Genomic DNA, 13,871 nt, shown 5'->3' with positions numbered 1-13,871 from the left:
GTCGGGTGGTGCGGGGAGTTTTGGGGTGGGTGGCCGGGGTGGCCGTGGAGGGGTCAGGCGACCTTGCTCACGTCCGCGGTCGCCGGTTCCTCGGCCTTGAGCAGGCGCAGCTTCGGCGCGGGGCCCGAGCGTCCGCCGCGGCGGTGCGTGGCACGCGCCGCGAAGTCCCCGGCGAACTGGATGAGGGAGATGACGACGGCGAGGATCGCGACCGTGATCCACATGAGCTCGGTCTCGAAGCGCTGGTAGCCGTAGCGGATGGCGATGTCGCCGAGGCCGCCGGCGCCTACCGTGCCGGCCATGGCGGAGTAGCCGATGAGCGCGACGATCGTGGTCGTGGTGCCGGCGATGAGGGAGGGCAGGGATTCCGGGACGAGGACCTTGCGCACGATCGTCCAGGTGTTGCCGCCCATCGCCTGCACGGCCTCGACGAGCCCGCCGTCCACTTCGCGGACAGCTGTCTCGACCAGGCGCGCGAAGAACGGGATGGCGCCGATGGCGAGCGGCACGATGGCGGCTTCACGGCCGATGGTCGTCCCGGTGATCGTGCGGGTGAAGTTCATCAGCGCGACCATCAGGATGATGAAGGGCATCGAGCGGGCGATGTTCACGACCTGCCCGATCACCTTGTTGGCGACGCGGTTCTGCAGCAGGCCGCCCCGGTCGGTCAGCACCAGCAGCACGCCGAGCGGCAGGCCGCCGACGACGGCGATGAGCGTGGACCAGCCGACCATGTAGAGGGTGTCCCAGCACGCCTGGGACAGCAGGGGCTGCATCTCAGACCAGTCGGTCCAGGTCACTTCGCGCCCTCCTTCAGCAGCACGGGCTCGCCGGCCGCGCCGTCCACGACGTCGATCTGCAGGCCCTGTTCGCGCAGGAAGCCGATGGGCACCACGTTGTCCTCGTAGCGGCCGGGCAGCTCGATGCGCATGCGACCGATCTGGAGGCCGCCGACGGTGTCGACGGCGGCGCCGAGGATCGAGATGTCGATGTTGTAGGTGCGCGAGAGCTGGGAGATGACGGGCTGGGTGGCGGCCTCGCCATGGAAGGTGACGTCGACGACGGTGCGGTCGTCGCCGGTGGTCTCGCCGCCCACCGGGAAGAGCGCGGCGGCCAGTTCGGAGCCGGGGGTGGCGAGCAGCTCGCTGACCGTGCCGGACTCGACGACGCGGCCGTTCTCCATGAGGGCCGCGGAGTCGCAGATCGACTTCACGACGTCCATTTCGTGCGTGATGAGCAGGACGGTCAGGCCCAGCTGGCGGTTCAGGTCGCGCAGCAGCCGCAGGATGGAGCGGGTGGTCTCGGGGTCGAGCGCGCTGGTGGCCTCGTCGGACAGGAGCACCTTCGGGTCGCCGGCCAGGGCGCGGGCGATGCCGACGCGCTGCTTCTGACCGCCGGAGAGCTGGGCGGGGTAGGACTTGGCCTTGTCGGCGAGACCGACCAGGTCGAGCAGCTCCAACGCCTTGCGGGAACGTTCCTTCCCCGAGACGCCGAGGATCTCCAGGGGCAGCTCCACGTTGTCCCGCACGGTCCGCGAGGACAACAGGTTGAAGTGCTGGAAGACCATGCCGATCCGGCTGCGCGCCTGCCGGAGCTCCCTGCCGGCGCGCGGTCCGCGTCCGGCGAGCGCGGTGAGGTCCTGCCCGGCGACGGTGACCGTGCCGGCGGTGGGGCGCTCCAGGAGGTTGATGCAGCGGATGAGCGAGGACTTGCCGGCGCCGGACTGGCCGATGACGCCGTACACCTCGCCTTCGCGAACGTGCAGGTCGACGCCGTCGAGGGCGGTGACCTCACGGCCGCGCGAGCGGTAGACCTTGCTCAGGCCCGTGGTGGTGATCACGTGGGTTTCCGTCACTGTCGAGTGCGCGGGCGTGGGTGTGCCCGGGCGCACGGATGCAGGCTGTCAGGGACGCGACACGGTTCTCGCTTGGGGCGGGGAACCGGGAGAAACATGTGCGCGGGGCGCGGCTTGCGTCACGTACGGCAGTCGTGCGGCGTACGGACATGCCACGGCGTCTCGCTTCGGGGCGCGAGCTCGGGGATGGTGCAGGGGCCCTCTAGAAGGCGCACATTCGACACATACAACGAGCACCGGGCGTCATGGTCGCCTCGGTCGCAGGGGTGCGGTTGCTCGTAGTGGTCATGGGCATCAGTAAAGCAGACGTACGGTCCTGACCAAGACCCCGCTGTCCGGATGCTGGACACTCGTGGACAGCACTGCGGCGCGCCCCGGTCGCGGGCGGAGACCTCCTCGCCCGAGGCGGTGACCAGCGCCGACAGGTCGGCATGAGCCGCGCGACGGGATCGGCGCCGAGCTCGGCGGACCGGTGGGCTGTGGCCAACGCCACGGCCCTCGCGTCGAGCCGCGGGGCCGACCGCGAGGGGCGGATTGCGGCGTAATAGGGTCACTGCATGCTTGATGCCCTGACGCTGGTGACCGGCGTCGCCGCGTTGCTGCTCGCCGCCTGGTGCGGCTGGGCCGCCTACCGTGACCAGCCCACGAAGGACTGGCACTTCATCGGGATGGCCGTGGTCTCGCTGCTGGCCGTGGTCCAGCTGGTGATCGGGGTCGTGCAGCTGGCGCGGGGCGAGAAGCCGGAGCAGGGCACGACGATCTTCGTGGCGTATCTGCTGGGGGCGTTCGCGTGCGTGCCGACGGCGGGGTTCATGTCGCTGGCCGAGCGGACCCGCTGGGGTTCGGTGACGGTCGCCGCGGGCGGCGTGGTGCTCGCCGTGCTCGAGGTGCGGCTCTTCGACATCTGGGGAGGCTGAGATGACGGCGACGCAGGAGAAGCCGGCCCGGCTCATCGGCGGGCCCGGGATGCTGCTGGTGTGGTTCTACGGCGTCATGGTGGTCGGGGCGGTGTCGCGGTCGGTGTACCAGATCGCGACCGAGTTCGACCGGGCGCCGCTGTCGTACGCGCTGTCGGCGGTGGCGGGCGTGGTGTACGGGTTCATCACGTACTCGCTGGTGCGGGGCGGGGAGACGGCCCGGAGGGCGGCGCAGGTCTGCTGCGCCGCCGAACTCGCGGGCGTGCTGGTCGTCGGCACCTGGACGCTGGTCGAGCCGTCGGCCTTCCCCGACTCGACCGTGTGGTCCCAGTACGGGATGGGGTACGTGTTCATCCCCGTCCTGCTGCCGCTGTCGGCCCTGTACTGGCTGCGGAAGTCCCGGACCGCCGCTACGCGGTAGCGGCGTACTCCCCCGCCTGCTTCTCCAGGACGACCATCGGTACGCCGTCCGCACCCTGGGAGGTGCCGACGGTCTCGTAGCCGACGCGACGGTACAGGCGCAGGCTGCCCTCACTGCGGTGGCCGGTGAAGAGGCGGAACTTCTTGGCGCCGCGCTCCCCGGCCAGCGCCGACTCGGCCGCACGCAGCAGCCTCGCGCCGATGCCGTGGCCCTGCAGGCGCGGGTGGACGCAGAGCTTGCCGATGGCCGCGGCGCCGTCCTCGGTCAGGTTGCCGCGTACACAGCCGACCACCTCGTCGCCCAGCCGGGCCACGAAGACGCAGTCGGTGGCGAGTTCCTCCCGGACCGACTCGAGGGTCTGGACGAGCGGGGCGATGCGGTAGTTGCCGTACAGCGCGGCTTCGCTCTGGAAGCACAGGTACTGCAGCCTGAAGATCTGCTCGGTGTCCTGCTCGGTAGCCACCGAGATGGTCACGCTCATGCCCATGTGCGCACGCCTCCCGCTCACCTGATCGCCTGTGGTTCCTCACTCCTATCCCCGCGCTTCGCGGGCCGCAACCTCCGGGGGGAGCAAACGCCGAAGACATCCCAGACATCTGGAACGTTCCGGTCCGAGACTTCCCTGTGAGATACCCAACTCCCGAGCGATCTCCCGGTAGGTGGGGTCCTCGGGCGACAGGAGGGCCTGCAGCAGACGGGAGCAGCGGCCGGGCAGCCGGTGCACGGCCTCGCGCAGGGCGCGGTGGCGGGCGGCGGTGAGCGCGAGCTGCTCGGGACCGCGGTCGGCGTCGTCGGCGGGGTCGGTCGGGTAGGGCTGTTCGCGGCGGATCGTGCGGCGGGTGCGGCGGACCTCCGCGCGGACGGCGCGGCGCAGCCAGCCCTGGGGGTCGCGCGGCGGACCGTCGGTGGCGAGGTGCTCCAGAAGGCGGAGCCAGACCGCCTGTTCGAGGTCTCCGGGTTCGGCGCCGGTGGCGTGGGCCTCGGCGGAGGCCTCCGCGCTGAGGAGCGGGCGCAGGGCGGTGAGCAAGTCGTGCGTCATGTGCCGGACGATGCGGCCGTCCGGGCCGGCGGTTGCCCGGGCGGCCGACTGTCACTCCAACGAGGACTCAGCCGTTGACGAAGTCCGCGCGGGCGAGCAGTCCGGTGTCCGGGTTGTCGGTGAAGACCCCGTCGATGCCGGTCGCGAAGTAGGTGCGGAAAGCGCCGAAGGAATCGCCGTAGGCGTCCGCGTCGGAGCCCTTGCGGAAGTTCGCGGGCAGGAAGGGGTTCTCGTTGCGCATGGTGTACGGGTGCAGGATCAGGCCGACCGCGTGGGCGTCCTTCACCAGGGTGGTCGGCGTGGTGAGGTTGCCGGCCGCGTCCTTCGGGATGACCAGGTCGAGCGTGGGGCCGATGCCCTGGGCGTAGCCCGCGATCTCGCGCAGACCGGCCCGGGTGATCAGGTCGGCCACCGTGCGCGGGTCGCCCGCCTCGACGAAGTCCCAGGGGCGGGAGTTCGCGGAGGACAGGAGGACGACGAGGGGGTTGTCGACCAGCTTGTTCAGCCGCTGGATGCTGCCGGGCTCGAAGGACTGCAGGATGACCGGCGAGTTCTTCCTGTCCTTGCCGTGCTTGTGCAGCAGCTTGGCGACCCGCTCCTCCAGGCCCAGCCCGAGCTTGCGGAAGTAGGTGGGGTGCTTGGTCTCGGGGTAGATCCACACCTGCTTGCCGCGCTTGCGGGTCTGCTCGTCCTGCCACCTGAGGACTTCCTCGAAGGTGGGGATCTCCCAGCGCCCGTTGTAGAGCGTGTTGTGCGGGCGGTTGGCCGGGATGCGCTCGATCGCGCGCAGGGTCTTCAGCTCGGCGAGCGTGAAGTCCTCGGTGAACCATCCGGTGGTGGAGACGCCGTCGAGCACCTTCGTCGTCCTGCGGGCGGCGAACTCGGGATGGTCGGCGACGTCCGTCGTGCCCCCGATCTCCGGCTCGTGCCGGCAGACCAGGTGCCCGTCCTTGGTGGGGACCAGATCGCCGGCCTCGACGATGTCGGCGCCCAGGTCGAGGGCGAGCTGGTAGGAGCCGAAGGTGTGCTCGGGCCGGTAGCCGCTCGCGCCGCGGTGACCGATGACCGTCGGCACGGGCAGGCTCTTCAGGCCGCCTCCCCCGTGCCCCGCCTCGGCTGCTGTCGCGGTGCCCGACAGGCCGAGGACGCCTCCGGTGGCGCCGAGCACGGCCGCGCCGAGGAGCGCCCGCCGTCCGGTTCCGCTCACACTCGCCTGCTCGTTCGACTCCCGCGTGTCCTGCGTGCCCATCAGGGGCCTCCTGCCCGTCGGCTCGTCCGTGCGGGCCGATCGTAGGGGCGTGGACATGACCGTCGCGAGACGTCGGCCCCAACACGCGGGTGACGGTGGATGGCATGTGCCGTACATCGGGTGCGGGACGCCTCCTACGTCAGGTGCGTCCCGTGCCGTACGGCGATGTGACGGGTCGTCGGATCCGACGGATTCACGGTGCCGGCCCGGGGAAGTCGGTCGGTACCGGCCGTGACGGCGCCGGTAGCACAGGGGTCCGGGCGTTCCCGCGCGACGAGGCGGTCCCGCGGGGCGCACGTCCCGGGCGACGAGGCGGTCCCGCGGGGCGCGCGCCGACGCCCACGGCTCCACCGGTTTCACGGCGTTCTCCCGGTGGTTCCGCCCAGGTGACGGGCCGGCGACGTGCCGCCGTACAGGTAAACGTACGTCAACAGTGCGTAAGACCTGGGTGACCCGATGTGCGCCGGACCCGGAGCCGCGAGTATCGTCCTCACCTGCACAGACTCATACCGTTTTCCCTTGACATCGGAGGGCTCGTTGTCCCGCTTCGCGCTCATCAAGGCAGTGCTCGGCCCGGTCATGCGCCTGATGTTCCGACCTCGGGTCGAGGGCGCGGAGCACATTCCCGGCGACGGCCCCGTCATCCTGGCCGGCAACCACCTCACGTTCATCGACTCGATGATCCTGCCGCTCGTGTGCGACCGGCAGGTGTTCTTCATCGGCAAGGACGAGTACGTCACCGGCAAGAACCTCAAGGGCCGTCTCATGGCCTGGTTCTTCACCGGCGTCGGCATGATCCCGGTGGACCGCGACGGCGGTCGCGGGGGTGTGGCCGCGCTGATGACCGGGCGGCGGGTGCTCGAGGAGGGGAAGGTCTTCGGGATCTACCCCGAGGGCACGCGGTCGCCCGACGGCCGCCTCTACCGGGGGCGGACCGGCATCGCCCGGCTGACGCTGATGACCGGTGCGCCGGTCGTCCCCTTCGCGATGATCGGCACGGACAAGCTGCAGCCGGGCGGCGCGGGGATGCCCCGGCCGGGGCGGGTCACCGTGCGGTTCGGTGAGGCGATGGAATTCTCCCGGTACGACGGGATGGACCGGGACCGCTATGTGCTTCGGGCCGTGACGGACTCCGTGATGACCGAGGTCATGCTGCTGTCCGGGCAGGAGTACGTGGACATGTACGCCACCAAGGCGAAGGCGGCGTAGCGGCTTCGCCGCCGGCCCCGGGCACGCGGGAGCCGCTCACGCCCGCGCGACCGGGCCGCGGCATGGCGCCGCCCCGCGCCCCCGGCCCACGACGTCTTATTCGGCGTTCTCCAGTCGCTGCCCCCTGAGCAGGAACCACGCCGCCACCGCCGTGGCCAGCAGCACCGCCGCTCCCACCCCGGACGCCACGTTCAGGCCGCCGACGAACGCCTCTCGAGCCGACGACAGCATCTCGTTGGCGGCGGCCGGCGACATGTGCCCCGCCGCCTCGACCGCCCCGCCCAGCGACTCGTGGGCCCCCGACGGCGTGCCGGCCGGAGCCGGGAAGTCCCGGTACACGCCCGTCACGATCGAGCCGAGCACGGCGATGCCGAGGGCCGCGCCGAGTTCGTACGCCGTCTCGGAGACGGCTGACGCCGCTCCCGCCTGGTCCTTCGGCACGGAGCCCAGGATGACGTCGGCGGTGACCGTGAACGAGAAGCCGGCGCCCACGCCCACCACCAGCAGGGCGGCCCCCAGGACGGGGTAGCCGGTGGACCGGCCGATCGTCGTCAGGGCGGCGAGGGCCAGGCCCGTCGCCGCGAGGCCGCCGCAGACCACGGCCCGGACCGAGAAGCGGCGGGCGGCCCGGCCCGCGACCAGGCCGGCCGCCACCGCGCCGATCGCGGCGGGGAGTTCGGCCAGACCGGCCTCGAAGGGGTCCCTGCCCTGGACGAGTTGCAGGTACTGGGAGAGGAAGAACACCAGGCCGGACAGGCCCAGGATGGTCAGCAGGTCGGCGAGGACCGCGCCGCTGAAGCCGCGGTTGCGGAACAGGCGCATGTCCAGCAGGGGGGCGGGCAGCGTCAGCTGCCGGCGGACGAAGCCGTGGAGCGCGGCAGCGCCCAGCAGACCCGTGCCGAGCGAGACCCAGGTGAGGCCGTGCGTGGCGGCCTCCTTGACGGCGTACACGAGGCCGATCATGCCGACCAGGGACAGGATCACGCTCACCAGGTCCCACGGGCCCGGGTTCGGGGTGCGGGACTCGGGGAGCGTGCGGACGCCGACGAGCACGAGCACGACCATCACGGGCACGTTGATGAGGAAGACCGAGCCCCACCAGAAGTGTTCGAGCAGCAGGCCGCCCACGATGGGGCCGACCGCCGTTCCCGCGGAGGCCGTCGCGCCCCAGACGCCGACCGCGAGGCTGCGCTCCCGCGGGTCGTGGAAGAGGTTGCGGATCAGGGCGAGGGTGGCGGGCATGAGGGTCGCGCCGGCCACGCCGAGCAGCGCCCGGGCCGCGATCATCGCCTCCGGGCTCGTCGCGTAGGCGTTGAGGACCGAGATCAGCCCGAAGGCGGTGGCGCCGGCGAGCAGGATCCGCTTGCGGCCGATGCGGTCGCCGAGGCTGCCCATCGAGACGAGCAGGCCGGCGATGACGAAGGAGTAGACGTCGCCGATCCACAGGAGCTGGGTGCCGGAGGGCTGGAGGTCCTCGCTGATGTAGGGGGTCGCGAGACCGAGGACGGTCGCGTCGACGGCCACCAGCAGCACGGCGAGCACGAGGACGGAGAGCGCGAGCCAACGGTCCGGACGCTTCACCGCCTCGGTCGTGGTCGTCGGCTGCAGGGTGCTGGTCATGATTCCTCTCTCTGTCATGCGGAGATCCGGCACGTGGACCTCCGTCGGGCGAATTCCGTCGCGCGGACCGTCGTGCGGGCGCCGTCAGGCGGGCTCCGCCAGGCGGGCTCCGCCAGGCGGGCTCCGTCAGGCGGGCTCCGTCAGGGGGAACGGCGCAGTGCGCCGCCGAGCAGCAGCTCGGTGATCATGTGCGTGAAGTCGTTGCGGGCGACCCTGCCTTCGGCGACCGCCCAGGCGCCGGAGGCCAGCAGGCCGTACAGCGCCTCGGTGAGCCAGGCGGGGGTGAGGTCGATGCGGAACTCGCCGTCGGCCTGACCGCGTCGGAACAGGGTCGCGACGCGGTCGTCGATCCGGGTCCAGCCCTGGTTCTGCTGCTCGCCCTCGAACAGCTGGTTCTCGGAGTACAGGAAGGCGAGCAGGGCGGCGGCCGGTTCGACCTCGTGGACGAGCCGGCGTACGGCGTCACGGGCCGGCCCCTCGTCCAGCCGGGCGGCGTCCAGAGCGCGCTCGCATTCCGCGATGCCGAGCTCCTCCAGGGCGCGGACCAGTGCGTCGCGTCCGGCGAAGTGGCGGTGCAGCGTGGCCCGGCTGAGCCCGGCCGCCTTGGCGACCTCGTCCATCGTTGCGGTGGATTTACGGGTCAGCAGGGCCGCGGCGCTGCGCAGCACATGATCACGGTCGACAGCCATGAAACAAGGGTAGCCCATGTGAGACGTTGATGTCTCAACTTGGGCATGTGCGGCTCACCGGAGGTCACCGCCATGGGTGCGCGGCTCACCGGAGGGTCATCACCACAGGCGTGCGGGCTCACGGAGCGGCTCACCGCCGTAGGTGTGCGCCGTGGTCAGTGCCAGGGCAGGCTGCCGCGGCGCTCCCAGTACCCGCGCGGGTCCTCCGCCAGCGCGGCCAGCCGGTCCAGCTGGTCGTCGTCGAGGTCCACGACCGCCGCGTGCAGGTTGGAGGCGAGCTGGGCGGCGGTCGCGGCGCCGGAGAGGACCACGCCGGCCCAGGGCGCGCGCAGGATCAGGGCGAGGGCGACGGCGTCGCAGCCGAGGGAGGTCTCCTCCGCCACCGACTTCAGGGCTTCCGGCGCGTGCGGTTCCGCGAGGCGCCCGTTGGCCATGCCCTCCTTCACGATCACCGTGAGCCCCGCGTCGTGGGCCTCGGCGAGGGCGGGGCCGGCCGAGGTCTCCAGCGCGTTGTACGTCGACTGGACCGTGCGGAACAGGGGCTCGCCGTCGACCGTGACGGCCAGGGCCGCGCGGATGGCGTCGGCCTGGGCGGGGCCGCTGGTGGAGAAGCCGACGGTGATCCCCCGGGCGGCGGCTTCGGCCAGTTTGGCGTGGAGCTCCTTGTCGGTGAGGGCCGGGCTGTCCGGGGTCACCGAGTGGATCTGGTACAGGTCGAGCCGGTCGCCGAGCAGCTCGGCCGTCTCGGCGCGCTGCCGTTCGTACGTCGCGAGGCTGTGGTCCTTGACCTCGTGCTTCTCCGCGTCCGTGGTCCAGTCGGCGGTGTAGGTGTAGCCCCACTTGCTGCCCACGACGACGTCGTCGGCCTCGGGCCTGGCCTTCAGCCAGTCGGCGAGGAACTCCTCGGAGCGGCCGTAGGAGCGGGCCACGTCGAAGTAGCGGACGCCCTGGGCATAGGCCGCGTCGAGGAGTTCATGGGTACGGGCGCGCAGGGCGTCGACGCTGCGGTCGGCGCCGAGGTCGTGATCCCGTCCGAGGTTGATGTAGCCGGGGCGGCCGACGGCGGCGAGCCCCAGGCCAAGGTGGCAGGTGGGGGTCGTCGCCGAGGCGAGGCGGGCGAAGGGCATCGCGGGCTCCGTTCGGTGGCTCCATGCGGCTGCCACCCAACCTAACCCGCACGCCGCCGTCGAAACGCGAGCCCGCCCCCGGGCGGATCCGGCGCGGCGTCCCTCGGGGCGACGACGCCCCCGGTGTTCCCCTCCCGCAGCCCGGCCGTTGCCAGGTCACCCGTCCCGCGACCGGCGGATTCACCGACCTGCCGGAAGAGTTCGCCCGTCCCGAAGGCTCCGGGAAGGCCCCGTCGGCGGTACGCGGAGCGCGCGAGAGCGGCGCGGAACCCGCTCAGCGGTCGGCGGGTTCCCGGTACGGCGTCCTGCATCGATGCCCCCCGTCTCCCTGTCCGCGCGGGGGAGGCGGGGGTTCACGCGACCGTGGGCCTCAGCGCTTCTTGGCGGCCGCCCACTGGTGCTGCGCCGCCACGTCGGCCTTGACCTCGGCGAGCTGGACGGCGACCGCGCTGGGCGCCGTGCCGCCGCGGCCGTCGCGGGAGGCGAGGGCGCCGGGGACGTTGAGGACCGAGCGCACCTCGGGGGTGAGGTGCGCGGAGATCTTCGCGAACTGCTCGTCCGTCAGCTCGTCCAGCTCCTTGCCCTCGGCTTCGGCGGCCTTGACGCACTCGCCGGCGACCTCGTGCGCGACGCGGAACGGCACGCCCTGCTTGACCAGCCACTCGGCGATGTCGGTGGCGAGGGAGAAGCCGGCCGGGGCCAGTTCCTCCATGCGCTCGCGGTGGACGGTGAGGGTGGCGATCATGCCGGTGAACGCGGGGAGGAGCACCTCCAGCTGGTCGCAGGAGTCGAAGACCGGCTCCTTGTCCTCCTGCAGGTCGCGGTTGTAGGCGAGGGGCAGGGCCTTGAGCGTGGCCATCAGCCCGGTGAGGTTGCCGATGAGACGGCCGCTCTTGCCCCGCGCGAGTTCCGCGATGTCGGGGTTCTTCTTCTGCGGCATGATCGACGAGCCGGTGGAGAACGCGTCGTGCAGCGTGACGAAGGAGAACTCCTTCGTGTTCCAGATGATGATCTCCTCGGCGATCCGGGAGAGGTTCACTCCGATCATCGCGGTGATGAAGGCGAACTCGGCGACGAAGTCGCGGGAGGCGGTGCCGTCGATGGAGTTGCCGACGCTGCCGTGCTCGAAGCCGAGATCCTCGGCGACCGCCTCCGGGTCCAGGCCGAGGGAGGAACCGGCCAGGGCTCCGGAGCCGTACGGCGAGACGGCCGTGCGCTCGTCCCACTGACGCAGCCGCTCCGCGTCCCGGGCCAGGGGCTGCACGTGCGCGAGGACGTGGTGGGCGAAGAGGACCGGCTGGGCGTGCTGAAGATGGGTGCGTCCGGGCATCGCCACGTCCGGGTGGGCCTCCGCCAGGCCGATGAAGGCGTCCTGGAGCTCGGCGATCAGGCCGCCGATGATGCGGGCGTGGTCGCGCAGGTACATCCGGAAGAGGGTGGCGACCTGGTCGTTGCGGGAGCGCCCGGCGCGCAGCTTGCCGCCGAGGTCGGGGCCGAGGCGCTCCAGCAGGCCGCGCTCCAGGGCGGTGTGGACGTCCTCGTCGGCGATCGTGCCCACGAAGGAGCCGTCGGCGACGTCGGCCTCGAGCCGGTCCAGCCCGTCGAGCATCCGGGTCAGCTCGTCCTCGGTGAGCAGGCCCGCCTTGTGCAGCACGCGCGCGTGGGCGCGTGACCCGGCGATGTCGTAGGGCGCGAGGCGCCAGTCGAAGTGGACGGACGCGGACAGCTTCGCCAGGGCCTCGGCGGGACCGTCGGCGAAACGGCCGCCCCAGAGCCGTACGTCACCGCTGTTGCTGCTCACTTGCGTTGCTCCTCACCGCTGCACCTCAACGTTATGCATGAGTATGCAGAGCTATGCATGATTCGTCAATCTGACGCGGCCGGCGCCGTCGTCGCCCGAACAGGCCGGGAGGGCGGGTTCCGAAGACTTTTTGAAGATGCTTTGAACAACGGCAACCGCTTACCCGTACTCACCGCTGAACGCTGGCGCCGCGTTTGTAAACCCACTCCTGAACCCAAGTGAGGCATCCGCATGTCCAGGGCTCTTCCCAAGTACAACAAGCGTCGCGTGGCGATCATCGGCGGCGCCGCCGCCGTGGCTCTGACCGGTGCGGTCATCGTGAACACCGCCCTCGCCGGGGAGTCCAAGAGCGGGACGACCAACGCCCAGACGCTCGCCGCCGGCCCCGGCACGATCGTGTGCCCGGACGTCGCCTCGAAGCTGCCGGCGGTGCCCGCCTCCGCCAAGGCCGAGGTCGACCGCAACCTGACCCTGCTCCAGACGCAGATCAACGAGGCCAACACCCGCCTCCAGAACACCGTCGGGCAGGGCGGCCCCAACTTCGTGCAGAACGCGATCCTCGGCCCGCTGAAGGACAAGCGCGTCGCGACCGTCAACCGCATCGCCACCGCCATCGGCCGGACGGCGGCCAAGCCGACCGGCCTGGACGCGCTGGCGCCCTGCGCCCTCAACGCGGGCGGCGCGGCCGCTCCCGCCACCGGGAACAACGGGAACGCCGGAAACGCCGGAAACGCGGGGAACAACGGCAACAAGGGCAACGCCGGAAACGGGAACGCCGGGAACAACGGCAACAACAACGCCGGGAACGCGGGCAACGCCAACGCGGTCGGCACGATCACCTGCCCGGACGTGGCTTCCCAGCTTCCCGCGGTCCCCGCCTCCGCCAAGGCCGAGGTCGACCGCAACCTGGCCCTGCTCCAGACGCAGATCAACGAGGCCAACACCCGCCTGAAGAACACCGTCGGGCAGGGCGGCCCCAACTTCGTGCAGAACGCGATCCTCGGCCCGCTGGAAGGCAAGCGCGTGTCCACGATCGACCGCATCGCCATCTCGATCGGCCGCAAGGGAACCAAGCCGCAGGGGCTCAACGCCCTGGCCGCCTGCACGTTGAACAAGTGACGTGACGGGTGCGGCGGTCGCCCCGAGCCCACGCCGGCAGGGGCGGCCGCCGCGGCTCCGTGAGCAGTTCCGTATTTCCTTAGACACGCGAAAGGCTTTCCCGGATAATCGTTAGACATGGGAAAGACCTATGAGCGCATAGACGGCAGACTCCGGACGTTCATCGAGGAGCAGCCCCTCTTCTTCACCGCGACCGCACCCCTCGCCGGCGACGGCACGGTCAACCTCTCCCCCAAGGGACTCAAGGGCTCGTTCGCGGTGCTCGACGAGCACACCGTGGCCTATCTCGACTTCGCCGGCTCCAACGCGGAGACCATCGCGCACCTGCGCGAGAACGGCCGGATCACGCTGATGTGGTGCGCCTTCCAGGGGCCGCCGAACATCGTGCGGGTGCACGGCCAGGGCGAGCCGGTCTTCCGTGACGACCCGCGCTTCCCGGAACTCCTCGCCCGGTTCCCCGACATCGATCCGGCCCGGCACGGGCTGCGCGCGATCATCCTCGTGCATGCCGAACTCGTGCGGGACACCTGCGGATACGCGGTGCCCTTCATGACGTACGACGAGGATCGCGAACTGCACGGCAAGCGGTTCGCGCGGGAGGACGACGAGTCGCTCAGCGCGTACTTCGCCAAGAAGGAGCACATCGCCACGAGCATGGACGGGCTGCCCGGGCTGCCGTTGCCCCTGCGCCCGATTTGACACGTATAGAACATGTAAACCCGGAGTCAGTCATTGTGCCGGTTGGGGCATTTGACGGAATTCACCCTTCCGCCGTTCTCGTCCCCCTAGCGTGGGCTCACACGTGCGCGTTCTCGCGCCTTCGTG

Annotated in this window: 14 protein-coding genes; 5 read left to right on the top strand and 9 right to left on the bottom strand. The window is 71.1% G+C overall.

The features are described from left to right. Positions 1 to 53: 53 nt before the first annotated feature. Positions 54 to 776, bottom strand: a complete 723-nt coding sequence (locus tag ACZ7DE_RS18830; RefSeq protein ID WP_470762840.1) for a methionine ABC transporter permease — start codon at positions 774 to 776, stop codon at positions 54 to 56. Positions 777 to 796: 20 nt separating this feature from the next. After that, positions 797 to 1,840, bottom strand: coding sequence for a methionine ABC transporter ATP-binding protein (locus ACZ7DE_RS18825; RefSeq protein ID WP_470762522.1), 1,044 nt, complete (start codon positions 1,838 to 1,840; stop codon positions 797 to 799). A 572-nt stretch (positions 1,841 to 2,412) separates the two neighbouring features. On the opposite strand from ACZ7DE_RS18825, the gene ACZ7DE_RS18820 reads away from it, so the two are divergent. Both ACZ7DE_RS18820 and ACZ7DE_RS18815 read left to right on the top strand, forming a co-directional pair. Beyond that, positions 2,413 to 2,772, top strand: a complete 360-nt coding sequence (locus ACZ7DE_RS18820; RefSeq protein ID WP_470762520.1) for a hypothetical protein — start codon at positions 2,413 to 2,415, stop codon at positions 2,770 to 2,772. A gap of 1 nt (position 2,773) precedes the next feature. Continuing rightward, a complete protein-coding gene (locus tag ACZ7DE_RS18815; RefSeq protein WP_470762518.1) occupies positions 2,774 to 3,193 on the top strand; it encodes a hypothetical protein in 420 nt (139 codons plus the stop codon). Here ACZ7DE_RS18815 and ACZ7DE_RS18810 read toward each other — a convergent pair. The 3 genes from ACZ7DE_RS18810 to ACZ7DE_RS18800 all read right to left on the bottom strand — a co-directional run bounded on the left by ACZ7DE_RS18810 (position 3,183) and on the right by ACZ7DE_RS18800 (position 5,481). Next, positions 3,183 to 3,680 carry a GNAT family N-acetyltransferase gene (locus ACZ7DE_RS18810; RefSeq protein WP_470762516.1) on the bottom strand — a complete coding sequence of 166 codons (498 nt, stop codon included), beginning with the start codon at positions 3,678 to 3,680 and terminating at the stop codon, positions 3,183 to 3,185. The two genes, ACZ7DE_RS18815 and ACZ7DE_RS18810, sit on opposite strands and share 11 nt — an antisense overlap. Positions 3,681 to 3,725: 45 nt before the next feature. Beyond that, a complete protein-coding gene (locus ACZ7DE_RS18805; RefSeq protein WP_470762514.1) occupies positions 3,726 to 4,232 on the bottom strand; it encodes an RNA polymerase sigma factor in 507 nt (168 codons plus the stop codon). Between the two features lie 67 nt (positions 4,233 to 4,299). Next, positions 4,300 to 5,481, bottom strand: a complete 1,182-nt coding sequence (locus ACZ7DE_RS18800; protein ID WP_470762512.1) for a glycerophosphodiester phosphodiesterase — start codon at positions 5,479 to 5,481, stop codon at positions 4,300 to 4,302. 537 nt (positions 5,482 to 6,018) lie between these two features. Here ACZ7DE_RS18800 and ACZ7DE_RS18795 point away from each other — a divergent pair. After that, positions 6,019 to 6,690 (top strand): lysophospholipid acyltransferase family protein, encoded by a 672-nt coding sequence (locus tag ACZ7DE_RS18795; RefSeq protein WP_470762838.1) that lies wholly within the window; start codon positions 6,019 to 6,021, stop codon positions 6,688 to 6,690. A 96-nt stretch (positions 6,691 to 6,786) separates the two neighbouring features. On the opposite strand, the gene ACZ7DE_RS18790 is transcribed toward ACZ7DE_RS18795, so the two are convergent. The 4 genes from ACZ7DE_RS18790 to argH all read right to left on the bottom strand — a co-directional run bounded on the left by ACZ7DE_RS18790 (position 6,787) and on the right by argH (position 11,927). After that, positions 6,787 to 8,310: an MFS transporter gene (locus tag ACZ7DE_RS18790; RefSeq protein ID WP_470762510.1), complete on the bottom strand. Its 1,524-nt coding sequence runs from the start codon at positions 8,308 to 8,310 to the stop codon at positions 6,787 to 6,789. 140 nt (positions 8,311 to 8,450) lie between these two features. Beyond that, positions 8,451 to 8,999, bottom strand: coding sequence for a TetR/AcrR family transcriptional regulator (locus ACZ7DE_RS18785; protein ID WP_470762508.1), 549 nt, complete (start codon positions 8,997 to 8,999; stop codon positions 8,451 to 8,453). A gap of 155 nt (positions 9,000 to 9,154) precedes the next feature. Continuing rightward, positions 9,155 to 10,126: an aldo/keto reductase gene (locus ACZ7DE_RS18780; protein ID WP_470762506.1), complete on the bottom strand. Its 972-nt coding sequence runs from the start codon at positions 10,124 to 10,126 to the stop codon at positions 9,155 to 9,157. Positions 10,127 to 10,496: 370 nt separating this feature from the next. Further along, positions 10,497 to 11,927 carry an argininosuccinate lyase gene (argH, locus tag ACZ7DE_RS18775; protein WP_470762504.1) on the bottom strand — a complete coding sequence of 477 codons (1,431 nt, stop codon included), beginning with the start codon at positions 11,925 to 11,927 and terminating at the stop codon, positions 10,497 to 10,499. 231 nt (positions 11,928 to 12,158) lie between these two features. On the opposite strand from argH, the gene ACZ7DE_RS18770 reads away from it, so the two are divergent. Further along, positions 12,159 to 13,046: a hypothetical protein gene (locus ACZ7DE_RS18770; RefSeq protein ID WP_470762502.1), complete on the top strand. Its 888-nt coding sequence runs from the start codon at positions 12,159 to 12,161 to the stop codon at positions 13,044 to 13,046. Positions 13,047 to 13,163: 117 nt separating this feature from the next. Further along, positions 13,164 to 13,745, top strand: coding sequence for a pyridoxamine 5'-phosphate oxidase family protein (locus ACZ7DE_RS18765; protein ID WP_470762500.1), 582 nt, complete (start codon positions 13,164 to 13,166; stop codon positions 13,743 to 13,745). Positions 13,746 to 13,871: the final 126 nt, after the last annotated feature.

Source organism: Streptomyces sp. NPDC037083 (genome assembly GCF_055606485.1).
This window is presented reverse-complemented; position numbering and strand designations above follow the sequence as displayed.

Excerpts from the sequence above, each read along its gene's own strand:
- ACZ7DE_RS18770 (WP_470762502.1), top strand. The coding sequence starts at position 12,159 with ATGTCCAGGGCTCTTCCCAAGTACAACAAGCGTCGCGTGGCGATCATC.
- ACZ7DE_RS18765 (WP_470762500.1), top strand. The coding sequence starts at position 13,164 with ATGGGAAAGACCTATGAGCGCATAGACGGCAGACTCCGGACGTTCATC.
- ACZ7DE_RS18785 (WP_470762508.1), bottom strand. The coding sequence starts at position 8,999 with ATGGCTGTCGACCGTGATCATGTGCTGCGCAGCGCCGCGGCCCTGCTG.
- ACZ7DE_RS18810 (WP_470762516.1), bottom strand. The coding sequence starts at position 3,680 with ATGGGCATGAGCGTGACCATCTCGGTGGCTACCGAGCAGGACACCGAG.
- ACZ7DE_RS18790 (WP_470762510.1), bottom strand. The coding sequence starts at position 8,310 with ATGACCAGCACCCTGCAGCCGACGACCACGACCGAGGCGGTGAAGCGT.
- ACZ7DE_RS18815 (WP_470762518.1), top strand. The coding sequence starts at position 2,774 with ATGACGGCGACGCAGGAGAAGCCGGCCCGGCTCATCGGCGGGCCCGGG.
- ACZ7DE_RS18780 (WP_470762506.1), bottom strand. The coding sequence starts at position 10,126 with ATGCCCTTCGCCCGCCTCGCCTCGGCGACGACCCCCACCTGCCACCTT.
- ACZ7DE_RS18830 (WP_470762840.1), bottom strand. The coding sequence starts at position 776 with ATGCAGCCCCTGCTGTCCCAGGCGTGCTGGGACACCCTCTACATGGTC.
- ACZ7DE_RS18820 (WP_470762520.1), top strand. The coding sequence starts at position 2,413 with ATGCTTGATGCCCTGACGCTGGTGACCGGCGTCGCCGCGTTGCTGCTC.
- ACZ7DE_RS18800 (WP_470762512.1), bottom strand. The coding sequence starts at position 5,481 with ATGGGCACGCAGGACACGCGGGAGTCGAACGAGCAGGCGAGTGTGAGC.
- ACZ7DE_RS18805 (WP_470762514.1), bottom strand. The coding sequence starts at position 4,232 with ATGACGCACGACTTGCTCACCGCCCTGCGCCCGCTCCTCAGCGCGGAG.